Genomic DNA, 12115 nt, shown 5'->3' on the forward strand with positions numbered 1-12115 from the left:
GCCTGTCTTGTCCGCTAGTTGCGGGAAGTGCTATTGTTCCACCTGAAAACATAATCATCAAACAGCTTGCCGTCGACGTTCCACCCCTTGAAAAGGAAGACCTCGGAGATCTCTCCCATCAGCTGCGCCAACGACGCGATACGCGTGCGAGGCACAAACACGATGTCGTCGGGCCGCAGATAGAAGAACGGCGCATTGCCATCGGCGGACATGACATCATCCATGTCGACTCTGGTAGCGATGAACTCCTTCTTGTTGCGCCTGAAGATCACCACACTGCCAAGCTCTGCCTCGTTGGTGCTGCCCCCGGCCATGACAATGCCCTGAAGCACCGAGATGGGCTTTTCGATCATGTAGCTGCCGGGACGGTCCACCTGACCGGTGACATAGATCACCGAGCCCACGGTCTTCTCCAGGAACAGGTCGACCTGAAGTCCGGGCAGAATCTCCATATATTTGTTATCCAAGGCATTGTTGGCTTCGGTAATGGTTCGACCCGCCACAAACACATCCCCCAGCAAGGGGAAAGTGGCGTACCCATCGGGGCGCACCGTGACCAGCCGCGAAAGGCCGCGCGTGGCGGTATGCAGATCCTTCTTGAGCTCCTTGATCTTGGTGCTGAACTCGGGGACCGTGACGTAGAGTTCCGGATCCCGAAAGACCTTGGCATAACGCTTCTTCAACTCGATAGTCAGTTCCGTGGGGGTCATGCCCTCCACATGGACCTCACCGATATAGGGCAACGACAACATCCCATCCGGCTTGACGTTCTGCGTCTCGTTCAATTCGGGCAGATGGATGAACTTCACGCTGACGGTATGATCCACGGCAAGGCGAAAGGCTGTTTCCTGGCCACCGGACTGGACCTGAAACAGCACATCCAGAAGATCTCCGGGAACCACGTGGTATTCCGGGAACAACCCGTCATGGGAAGGATACGATTCCTTGTCGAAGGAAAAGGTCGTTGATTCAAAGGCGACCTCCTCACCCCGCTTCAGGTTGGGATGAGGACCACAGCCCAAGAGCATGCCCAGCATGCAAAGCACAAGAGCCGTCAAAAGAGGTGTTGTCGTGCGCCTGGTCATATTACTTCCTACCGTAGAAAATTCTGGGGATATAAAACTTGCGCTTGTTCAGCACGATGCCCAGAGGCTTCCCGCCCAGCAGAGCAATTTTCTTGCTCGCGTCCTGCAGGACCTCCCACTTGGTCTTCTCGCATTCCACCACCAGCACGGTGCCATCGAAGATCGAAGCCACCAAAGGACCGTCGGAAGAACCAATCTGGGAGTGACCGTCCATGATAATGAAATCGTAGGAGTCCTTCATCCTGTCCAGCCAATCGCGCAGGATATTGTCCTTGAGCATGTTGGGCCTGCCGGGAGGTCCCTGCCCAAAAGGCATCACATGCAGGTCCCTGTATCTGGTCTCGTGGATGGCATCTTCAGTCGAAGTGCCCAGAAAAAGGACATCCATCAGGCCCGGGGCGCTTGGAACCCCATACTTTTTATGCAATTGCGGAGCACGGGGGTTGCCATCAATCAACAGAATTCTGGAGTGGTTGATGGACATTCCATGTCCCATGTTCATCACAGCACGGGTCTTGCCTTCCCCGTTGAAGCAGCTGGTCACATAGATGGTGCGGACATTATTGTCCTTGCCCTGAATATTGCCCTGGATCATGACCAACTCGGCAAGATTGCCCCTGAGTTGCGCCTCGTCAGCCTCGGAAAGGCCCGGAACATCCCGCAGTGGCTCTTCGTGCGTGCCCTGATCTTCGGGCCGGGGTGTGGTTGCATTTGTCATACGACCTCTTCCTGTTGTTGCCATCTCATTGGGCGGCGATGCTTGCGCCGTGCGCTTCGTCCTGATTGACTTCTTCCTCAGGAAAAATACCGCAAACAGAGCCAACAGCCCCAGAGCCAGATATCCAATGTAGCGCAGCCAGGGCGTTGCCAGAAGTGCAGAAGAATTCCCCGTCGAAGGTTGTACCGTCCGCTCTTGCTGGGGCTCGGACCGGGGTGGGGTTGCAAGCTTGACCTTTGTCCGAGAAGGTGCGGACGAAACCGTTACTGATTCAGACTCCGCCGGAATGATGTCAGCCGTCTCCGGCTCCCCTGCTGCCGGGACCATGGCCGGCTTCGCCACCGATGGGGCTTGGTCCACAACAGGACTACGGCCCAACACAAGTCGCCCAGGCAATATCTGGACCCGCAACAGCTGGGCATTGGGAAATTCGTCGATCACCAATTCGCGCAGGCTCTGAATACAGGACTCGTCCTCACAGGCTCCCAGCCGGAAGGCGAACAGCCCGCCGATGCGCTCGACCCGCAACTGCGCATGGAGGTCAGGAGAAATCCGTTCCCGCAAGGTTTCAAAATAGCGCCGCGAATTGGACTCTTGCGAAAACGTTGCAAGTTGCAACGTCAAATACTCCTGCCCGAAGGCTCCGGTGGACGGGGCAATCAGAAACAGGACAACAAGCAGGCCGGCTGCTACTCGTCGGTATGAACACGATATTATTGCCTTCATTGTATTGCCTAACTGTCGAACGTTGGAATTTTTCACCATGATCTTACCCCATTCTCAACTTAATGGGAAAAAATATTAGTTACGACCAATCGCCTTGTGGATAACGTTATATTTCGAGCTTCCCGTTACCAGGGACTAATTTCAATTCCGACTTCAACACTCAGAATTTAATCTCATTATTCCCGCTTGGCAGAAGTCTTCTCGCTTCCGACATGTCGCAACTGGACGTATTCAAAATCTGCACCTGTGGAAAACAATGCAAAATAATTTACAATTATTCATGGAATATAGGCATAAATCTGGACTGCATCCAGATTAGGCCACCGTTCACAGCACTCAAAAGAAGAGTCAGGTTCAAAGACAGGGACAACGCAGAGTTCACAATCAGCTAAAGAATTCACAAAAAAAATCCAGGCAGCATCGCTCCCTGGAGTATAAATTCAGCTTGGCCTCTTCTAATAGACCGGCCCCGGTCAATTCCGATTCAAGGCACGGCATCCCCTTCAGTCATCAGACAAATTCGATATCATCTCCGTCCCAGACAATGGAATCAGCATTGTCAAAGTGGGCAAGGGCCTCTTCGCCTCCAGCCTGATCCGCCCCGTTGGCGTCATAATAGAAAATGCCCGTGCTGCTGTCGAAAACATAGTGGGCATCGGAAGCACCGTTGCTTCCATCAAACCCGGAAAGGGTTTCGATGTCGTACGACTCGATGAAATTTTCGGAATTGAAGCGGAGCTTGTCCTCTCCATCACTGAAGCCGAGGATGGAGTCTCCGCCCTCACCCGCGGCATCGTAATAGAAGATATCGGAACCAGCGCCGCCAGCCAGAGTATCTGCGCCAAATTCTCCGTGCAGGGAATCGTCACCAAGACCACCGAACAGCTGGTCGTCGCCACCATCGCCCCACAAGCGGTCGTTGCCCAGTTCGCCATACAGCGTATCCATCCCGGCGCCGCCAGCCAGAGAATCATTGTCTGCATTGCCGAACAACTGGTCATCGCCATCGCCGCCAGCCATGAAATCCGTTCCGGCCCCGCCCGAAAGGCTGTCTGCGCCGTCGCTTCCATAGAGGGTATCGTTGCCCAGGCCACCGTCCATGGTGTCGTCACCACCGTCGCCCACGAGCTTGTCATCACCCATATCGCCGCTCAGCAGATCGTTGTCGCCACCACCGTAGAGGGAGTCGGCACCGTTCCCGCCGTACAGGGTATCCGCGCTGGAACCACCGCCAAGATAGTCATCACCATCGCCGCCGGACAGAGAATCCTGACCGCTGCCGCCGTACAAGGTGTCGTTGCCGTCCTGACCGCTCAGGGTATCCTCACCAGCATCACCCCAGGCCCTGTCATGGCCCGAGCCCGTATCCACGACGTCGTCACCATCGCCGCCATAGAGCCAGTCGTCACCGTCTCCGGCATACAAAAGATCGCCATCAAGGTCGCCGTACAGGGTATCGTTACCGGCATCGCCCATGAGCTTGTCGCTGCCGTCGCCGCCATAGAGTTCATCGGCGTCGCCGCCACCAGAGAGGATATCGGCACCCGCATCGCCCCGCAGCACGTCCAGCCCCCAGCCACCGGACAGGGTGTCATCACCCTCGCCGCCTTCCAGAAGGTCATTGCCGCTGCCACCACGCAGATCATCCTCATCGGCCAGTCCGCGCAGCACATCGTCGCCGTCATCGCCCCACAGGCGATCCGAACCAGCGCCACCCTCCAGCACGTCATTGCCGAGGTTTCCATAAAGAATATCGTTACCGGCTCCGCCCAACAACGTATCGTCCGACGCTCCACCCATCAGGGAGTCATTGCCGTCACCACCATCAAGGAGGTCCGCACCGCTGGAACCGGCAAGGGTATCGTTGCCAGCTTCACCCCAAAGGGTATCATTACCATCCTCACCATTCAGGTAGTCGTCGCCGTCACCGCCGCCGACATGGTCATCACCGCTGCCACCGGTCAGGTGGTCCGCACCAAATGCGCCCTCGACGACATCGTTGCCGGAACCACCCTTGATCGTGTCGGCACCGTCGCCACCGAACAGCTCGTCGTCACCACCATCACCCCACAGGCGGTCATCACCGACTCCACCCCAGAGAACGTCGGCATCGTCACCACCGGACAGGTTGTCGTTCCCTAGCTCGCCCCACAGCGTGTCCAGTCCGGAACCGCCCAGTAGCTGGTCATCATCACTTCCACCGAAAATGACATCGTCATCCAGGCCACCGGCAAGATAGTCATTCCCGGAATCACCCAGAAGCGTATCGTTGCCATCGTCGCCGGAAATATTATCGCGCCCGGCGCCGCCATCAAGGGAATCATCCCCAGATCCGCCGCTCAGGCTATCGTCGCCGTCCTGTCCCAGGAGCGTGTCGAGATCATCACCGCCGGAGAGGACGTCGTTGCCAAGCCCTCCCTCCAGAACATCCTGGCCGGAGCCACCCTTGAGATCATCGGCCCCGTCACCGCCGGACAGGAAATCATCCCCATCCTCGCCCAACAGCACATCCTCGCCCAGGCCACCGACAAGGGAATCATCACCGGCACCGCCGTACAGCGTATCGGCCCCGGCATCGCCCGCAAGCGTATCGGCTCCGTCACCACCCACCAGAGAATCGCCATGATCGCCGCCGGACAGGAAGTCGGCACCAATGCCGCCGGAGAGCGTATCGCTGCCGACATCACCCAGAAGAATATCATCACCGCCGCTGCCGAGCAGATAGTCGTCGCCATCTGCCCCGACAAGGGAGTCGTCGCCGTACCCGGCATCGAGGGTGTCATTGCCGGCACCGCCGAGCAGCGTATCATTATTGGCAGCGCCGATCAGATAATCGTCTCCGTCGTCGCCCGCCATGAAGTCATTGCCCTCATTGCCCTGCAGCGTGTCAGCGCCAATCCCGCCTTCAAGGAAATCATCACCGGAACCACCGCTCAGAGAGTCGTCGCCGCTACCGCCCTGCAGGGTATCCGCATCCAGACCTCCATCCAGGGTGTCGGCACCGTCGCCGCCCTTGAGCATATCCTCGCCAGCACCGCCAAAGATCACATCGTGACCGGCATCACCTCGCAGGGTGTCAACCCCATCACCACCGTCCATAACGTCATCACCAGCGCCGCCGGTCAGGGAGTCGTTGCCACTCTCGCCCTTCAGGGTATCGGCATCGTCGCCACCCACCAGGAAATCCTGTCCATCTCCTCCATCCAGGGAATCGGCCCCAATGTCGCCGGACAGGGTATCGTCACCAATGCCACCAAGCATGGTGTCCGCACCGCCACTGCCCATCAGGGAATCGGCGCCCTCGCCACCTTCAAGCAGATCGTCGCCGTACCCTGCGTCCAGGGTATCGTTGCCGAGTCCGCCCAGGAGCGTATCATTCTGCCCCGCACCCACAAGAAAATCGTCGCCAGCGTCACCGGAGAGAAGATCATCACCCGTACCACCGGACAGGGTGTCGGCACCCGCGCCGCCAGACAGGGAGTCATTGCCATTGTCACCGCTCAGGGTATCGGCACCCAGGCCACCCGCCAGGGAATCATCGCCGTCGCCACCGGAGAGCAGATCGTTACCCGAACCGGCATCGATGGCATCATCTCCTGCGCCGCCGTTCAGAGTGTCGTCGCCCTCGCCGCCAAGCAGAGAATCGTCACCATCGCCACCATCGACAACATCAGAACCGTCGCCACCATCAAGGGTATCGTTCCCTGCGAGGCCGGAAAGAGTGTCATCACCACCACCGCCAAACAGGGAATCGGCATCGCCATTACCGGTCAGGGTATCGTTGGCGTCGGAACCGTGCACGATTTCGATGTTCAGGAGTTGATCCGTGTCGATGGAAACACCTGTTTCCGAGCTGGAATAATCGACGGTATCAACACCCGCACCACCATCCAGGATGTCGCTGCCACCGCCGCCATTCAGCAGGTCGTCGCCGTCGCCACCGTACAGCCGGTCATTGCCGTCGCCGCCCAATAGCGTGTCGTTGCCATCACCGCCGTAAAGCCTATCGTTGCCGGCTCCCCCATCCAGGGAATCATCACCCGCATCGCCCCAGAGGCGATCATCTCCGGCCTCACCGCTAAGCAGGTCGTTCCCGGCATCGCCATACAGCCTGTCATGACCATTGCCACCCGACAGCGTATCGCCACCGTCGCCGCCGTACAGCCTGTCGTTGCCGGAACCACCGTCAAGGGAATCATCGCCATCACCGCCGTAAAGACGGTCATGGCCCCAACCACCGGACAGGGTGTCGTCACCATCCCAGCCGTACAATCTGTCGTTGCCGAAACCACCAGACAAGACATCATCGCCGTCGCCACCATGCAGGCGCACACTCCAAAAACTACCCAGGCCGTGCAGCAGCCGGATAACGGGAGAGAAAAACGAGAATGTCCAGAATGATCTCATGATATGTCGCCAGTGGGTTGTGCCTGGGGCAGAACAGCTTTCGCATATGGAAAGCAGCCCAGAAATATCCGCGGAGCAATACGCGAACAGCTTCGCGCATTACAAACCGCAATCTTGATGTAGAGTAATATCCCCCCTCGGAATGCAACTCTCAGACATTAATCGAACAATGCCGTACAATATGAAGACTGAAGCATATCCAACACCAAATAATCAGTCAACAATAGATAACAATGTCGGTGTTATCCCTACCCCATTGCAATAATCCCCTGTGGCACAGGCGCCACAGAAGAATCCAAGGTGCGTTGGTCATTGTGCCCCGTTCCCGCGCAGCACGACGAATACGGTTTCCAGTAAAATTCGGACATCACGCATAAAGCGCCACTTATCGATATATTCCAAATCAAGCTCGACAATCCTCTCGAAATCCTTGATCTCGCTCCGCCCAGAGACCTGCCACAGCCCCGTGATCCCGGGCCTGAAAGAGAGTCGACGATAATGGTCGAGGCGGTATTGATCCACCTCGTCCGGGGTTGGCGGACGCGGCCCGACAACACTCATGTCACCCTTGATGACATTCATGAATTGCGGAAACTCATCCAGCGACGTGCGACGCAAAAAACGACCCACACGGGTAATGCGGGGGTCATCGTCCAGCTTGAAGATGGGGCCGCTCATGGTGTTGCCCTCTGCCAGTTGTCCCTTGATGCCCTCGGAGTCTTGAACCATCGTCCTGAATTTGTAGATGCCAAAGATGCGCCCGTTGCGGCCCACACGTTCCTGACGAAAAAGGGTTGGCCCCGGGGAATCCCAGCGGATGGCCAAGGCCACGAAAGGATACATCAGAATGAAGACCAACAGCCCCGGAATACCCACCAGATAATCCATGATGCGCTTGTACATGGCCCCCGAAGGATTCGGGATGGCCATATGCTTAACCAGAACGGGGATGGACTGGATGTTTTCCCCCCTGAGGGGCTTCTTGGCTGCGGGCTCATACATGTAGGGCACGATCATGTAATCCTTACCCATGGTTTCGCACATCTCCAAGTAGGGCTCGATGTCGGTGGAATCGTCCCTGGACGGAACAAACAGCACCTCATCCACACTCTCCCTGGTCAGCATCTCTTCCATATCCCGCAGGTCTCCGAGATAAGGATACCCGTAAATGCAATGGATGCAGTCCTTCTCGGTCGTCAGGAAGCCAATGATCCTGTGGCCCATGCTGCGCTGCGCCGAAAGTTCCTTGCAGACCAGATCGGCCTTGCGCCCTGCCCCCACAACCAGCACCCGGCGGCAATGGCGATCCAGCCGTTTGCGACGCCCGAGATAGACATCCAATGTCACCCTGAAGGCTACGATAAAAGCAAAGGCCAGCAGATACGTTCCCACCACGAACAAACGCGGCATATCGCCCCAGCCAAGAACAAAGAGTCCGCCCAGAGTCACGACCATGCCCAGCCCCAAAGCCATGGTGATCTTCTCCACCATGGCCCACAACGAACCGGGCCAGCGCGAGGAATACAACCCGACCTTGAGCAGCAATTGATTGTTGATGAACACCATGAGCAACATCAGCCCGGCAACCCTGGTGCTACCGAGGCTACTCCCCATCAAGTCCAATACATGCAGGATGACCCAGGTGGTGTAACAGGCCAGCGGCGCCAAAAGAGCCTCGACCCCCATCATCGCCCCCACAAGGATCTGCATCTCTTTTCTATACATCGCCATCTCCGGTGTTCTGGTGATGTTGTCCTGCTTCATTGCGCCGGGCTACAGCACGGTACACATCCAATGTTTCCCGGGCAATGCGGTCCCAGTCGTACCGTTCCAACACAAAGTCACGCCCTGCGGCCCCACGGGCGGGAAGGTCGGGATCGGCCAGCATCCGCTGCATTGCCTCGGCCAGCGCCCCGGCATCCCCCACGGCAAAAGAGCTGAACACGCCCCGTGGGGCCGGTTCGCTGCCGCCTTGGCAGGGCTCCAGACATTCCGGAATATCACTTGTCAGCACCGGGCAGGCATGTGCTGCCGCCTCCAGCATCGTGATGGGCATGCCCTCCAGCTCGGAAGGCAGCACGAACAATCCTGCATTGGAATACGCTTCGGCCTTGTCCTCCCGATACAAGGGACCGGTGAACACGATCCGCTCATCCCCCCGGGCCAATCGTCGCAGCCGGTCCGCATACCCCCGGGTATGACTCTGGGCACCAGCCACCACAAGCTGCGCATCCGTCTTCAACCTGGAAAAGGCCTCCAGCAGGGTATGCACCCCCTTTTCGGGCACCAATCGTCCCAGAAAAAGGACATAGCCGGGCCGGATTCCAAACCGACGCAGGGCTTCGAGGGGCCTTGATTCAGGGCGGGCAATACCATTGGGCACATAGCTGACGGGAATCTTGTACCGCTGCTGAAAACCATCGCGTAACCCGCGAGAGACAGTAATCAGCCGGTGCGAAAACAGAGCTGCACATCCGGCACCGAGCTTCAGGGCCGCCCGGGCCACAGGCCCCCATTTGGCACGCCGATAGTCCATGGCGTGCACCGTGGTCACCACACCACGCCCGCTCAGGCGCGGCAGCCAGGAGAACAACGCCGGGCCGATGGCGTGGAAATGCACGACGTCGTAGCCCGACAGCATCGACAGACAGGACAGACCGGTATGTGTCACCGTCTCGAGATGTTTGCTCTTGATGCACGGGCCGACCTCGATGTTGACCCCACGGCAGGTCTTTCCCAGATGTCCGGCGTAGGGCGCACGGCAAAACACCGTGACCTCGGCGCCAAGGGCAGCCACCCGAGGGGCCAGCTCATTGACGTGGGTCTCAATGCCGCCGGAGCAATCCCCTCCGATCGCCCGCAGGCCGACCATCGCAATCTTCAATGGGGCCATGATTATTCCCTTTCTCCGCTCACAAAGCCCACAGGATCAAGGCCTCCACCGTTTCCGAGCCTGAACTGACGCAGTTTATTCCTGATCACCCAGGCTCCGGGCACGGTGATTCGCTTCTTCATGGCAGGAGCTGCGGAGCCGATCATCCAGCACTGCTGAGAACAGGTAGCGACCTGACCACGCACCTCACGCGCCCGGTCGCTACTCCATATGGATTCAAAGTCCTGCGCATGCAGCGAGCCCATCACCATGGGCTCGGCCGATCCATTGCAGGGCATGACGTTACCTGCCGGATCCAGGAAGAACACGTCCGTTCCCGCCTCGCAGGGCAACGGGCGCTCCCCTCCCTGCACCTTGTTGGCCAGCCCCATGTTGAAATAGGCCCGGAACCACTTCTTGGGTGAACGCGTCGACAGCAGGGCTCCGGCCAACCGCTCGAATTCGGTCGTGATGCGTTCGGGAACAGCAAAGGCGTTGTCCGTTTTATGAAAATAAAACGAGTTATGGGTCACGGCAGTGGCGAATTCGAGGCCCATGGCATCGGCCAGACGATACAACTCCATCAGGTCGTGCACATTGCGATCGGAGACGGTAATGCCAAACCCGATGTCCTTGAATCCTCTGGCCCCGAGCTCCAGCAGCGTGCGCAGACCGTGGTCGAACCCGTCCTTCAGCCCACGCAGTTCATCATTGGCCGCTGGCAATCCTTCGATGGAGATGCGTATCCCGAGTCGAGGGCCAAACCGGTCAGCCAGGGCCAGAATCCGGTCCGTCAGATACCCGTTACTGCTCACCACCACGCGCTTGGACTTGCGCAGGGCGATCTCCACGATTTCGGCCAAGTCACTGCGCAGGAAGGGTTCGCCGCCGGTGATGTTCATAAAACGCAATCCATCCGGCAATTTGTGCAGCAGAGAAGGCGAAAACTCCGCGTCCGGACGGCTGGGATGTTGCCAAGTATCGCACATATGACATCGGGCATTGCAGCGGTAGGTGACAATGAGACAGGCTTCCATGATTTACATCGCCTCGTTGAAAAGTGTTCCCAGGGCGTTTAGATGAGCATCGGGACCGTAGGCCTCCAAGGCATATTCGCGGCAACGCCGCCCCATTTCCCTGGCGCGATCAGGGGCTGCGGCCAGAGTGCGCAGGGCTTCGGCCAAAGCGGAGGCATCTCCGGGGGGGACCAGCAACCCGGTTTCGCCATGGGTCACGCATTCGGGCAATGAACCCATATCCGAGGCAATGACCGGCGTGGCACTGGCATGACTTTCCAACACCGCATTGGGCAGATTCTCAAACCAGCGTGACGGGACAACGCTGAACAACGCCTCGCGTAGCAGATCGGGAATCCGTTCCGGCTCCACTCGCCCCAGAAAACGCACCCGACTCTCCAGTCCCAGAGCCCGCGCTCGCTGCTTCAATGCGGCCACATAGGCTTCATCTCCAGTGCCCACCACATCCAACAGTGGGGCGGAGTCTCCCAGCAGGCCCATGGCCTCCAGCAGCACATCCACTCCCTTCAGAGGGTCCAGGCGACCGACAAAAATCGCACGTCCCGGTTCATCCCTTCTTTGTCCTGGAGAAAAAGCCGCGGTGTCCACAAAGGTCGGGATATGGACGACCTTCTCTGCGGGAAAACCGGCTTCGAGCATCATGGAGCGCATGAAGGCCGTCGTGGTCACGAAACGATCCACCAGATCAAAGAAACCGCGCTTGCGGTGCCACCATGTGGCCAGGGCATTGAGCGCCGAAGCTCCCAGACTGCCCTGCACGCAGCGATGGCGAACACTGGGGCCAAGGCGCCCCATGGCGCACAGGGTGCAGGGGGTTCCGCCGCGAAGGCAATGAGCCTGGGGACAAAGCATACCGAAATCCGAAACCCGAACCACCACCGGCAGCCCCTGATCCTTGAAACCGGCAAGGAGCGAGGGGGAGAGTTTACGCAGATAATGCAGCACGTAAGCGGCCTGGGCTCCGCTATCCTTGGCCAGGCGTGATGCGGCTCGCCGAACCTCGGGGGAATAGAACAGGCGGGACACGGTCCTTAAAACCGCTCCGGGACGCAGCCCGTGATCGCGAAAATACACCTCTCCAGAGCCGGACAGAGGCGGCACGAAATAATCGGCCCAGAGCGAAGGACGATTCCTGTCATAGCGGATGGAAAACGGAACGCATTCATGTCCCCGGGCGGCAAGGGCGTCCATAACGTTGAACATGTAACGCTCGGGACCGCCGGAAACAAAATAGCGATAATTTGCGACGACAAGTCTCATCTACTCTCCA

General features: G+C 58.3%; 7 protein-coding genes. All 7 read right to left on the bottom strand.

What is annotated here, in order from left to right; translation table 11 throughout:
• Positions 1 to 14: 14 nt before the first annotated feature.
• Positions 15 to 1085: a polysaccharide biosynthesis/export family protein gene (locus tag EL361_RS12615; RefSeq protein ID WP_126380074.1), complete on the bottom strand. Its 1071-nt coding sequence runs from the start codon at positions 1083 to 1085 to the stop codon at positions 15 to 17.
• Between the two features lies 1 nt (position 1086).
• Positions 1087 to 2529 carry a CpsD/CapB family tyrosine-protein kinase gene (locus tag EL361_RS12620; RefSeq protein ID WP_172961740.1) on the bottom strand — a complete coding sequence of 481 codons (1443 nt, stop codon included), beginning with the start codon at positions 2527 to 2529 and terminating at the stop codon, positions 1087 to 1089.
• Positions 2530 to 3039: 510 nt separating this feature from the next.
• Complete coding sequence (locus tag EL361_RS12625; protein ID WP_126380078.1) at positions 3040 to 6936, bottom strand: calcium-binding protein; 3897 nt, start codon at positions 6934 to 6936, stop codon at positions 3040 to 3042.
• 309 nt (positions 6937 to 7245) lie between these two features.
• Positions 7246 to 8661, bottom strand: a complete 1416-nt coding sequence (locus EL361_RS12630; protein ID WP_172961741.1) for a sugar transferase — start codon at positions 8659 to 8661, stop codon at positions 7246 to 7248.
• Positions 8654 to 9829: a glycosyltransferase family 4 protein gene (locus tag EL361_RS12635; protein ID WP_126380082.1), complete on the bottom strand. Its 1176-nt coding sequence runs from the start codon at positions 9827 to 9829 to the stop codon at positions 8654 to 8656. Before EL361_RS12635 ends, EL361_RS12630 begins: the two co-directional genes overlap by 8 nt.
• Before the next feature lie 2 nt (positions 9830 to 9831).
• Entirely contained in the window at positions 9832 to 10845 is a 1014-nt protein-coding gene (locus EL361_RS12640) for a radical SAM protein (protein WP_126380084.1), read from the bottom strand.
• Positions 10846 to 10848: 3 nt separating this feature from the next.
• On the bottom strand, positions 10849 to 12105 hold the full coding sequence (locus tag EL361_RS12645; protein WP_126380086.1) for a glycosyltransferase family 4 protein: 1257 nt from the start codon (positions 12103 to 12105) through the stop codon (positions 10849 to 10851).
• Between the last annotated feature and the right edge of the window lie 10 nt (positions 12106 to 12115).

This window comes from Desulfovibrio ferrophilus (assembly GCF_003966735.1).
Classification (GTDB): Bacteria; Desulfobacterota; Desulfovibrionia; order Desulfovibrionales; family Desulfovibrionaceae; genus Desulfovibrio_Q; species Desulfovibrio_Q ferrophilus.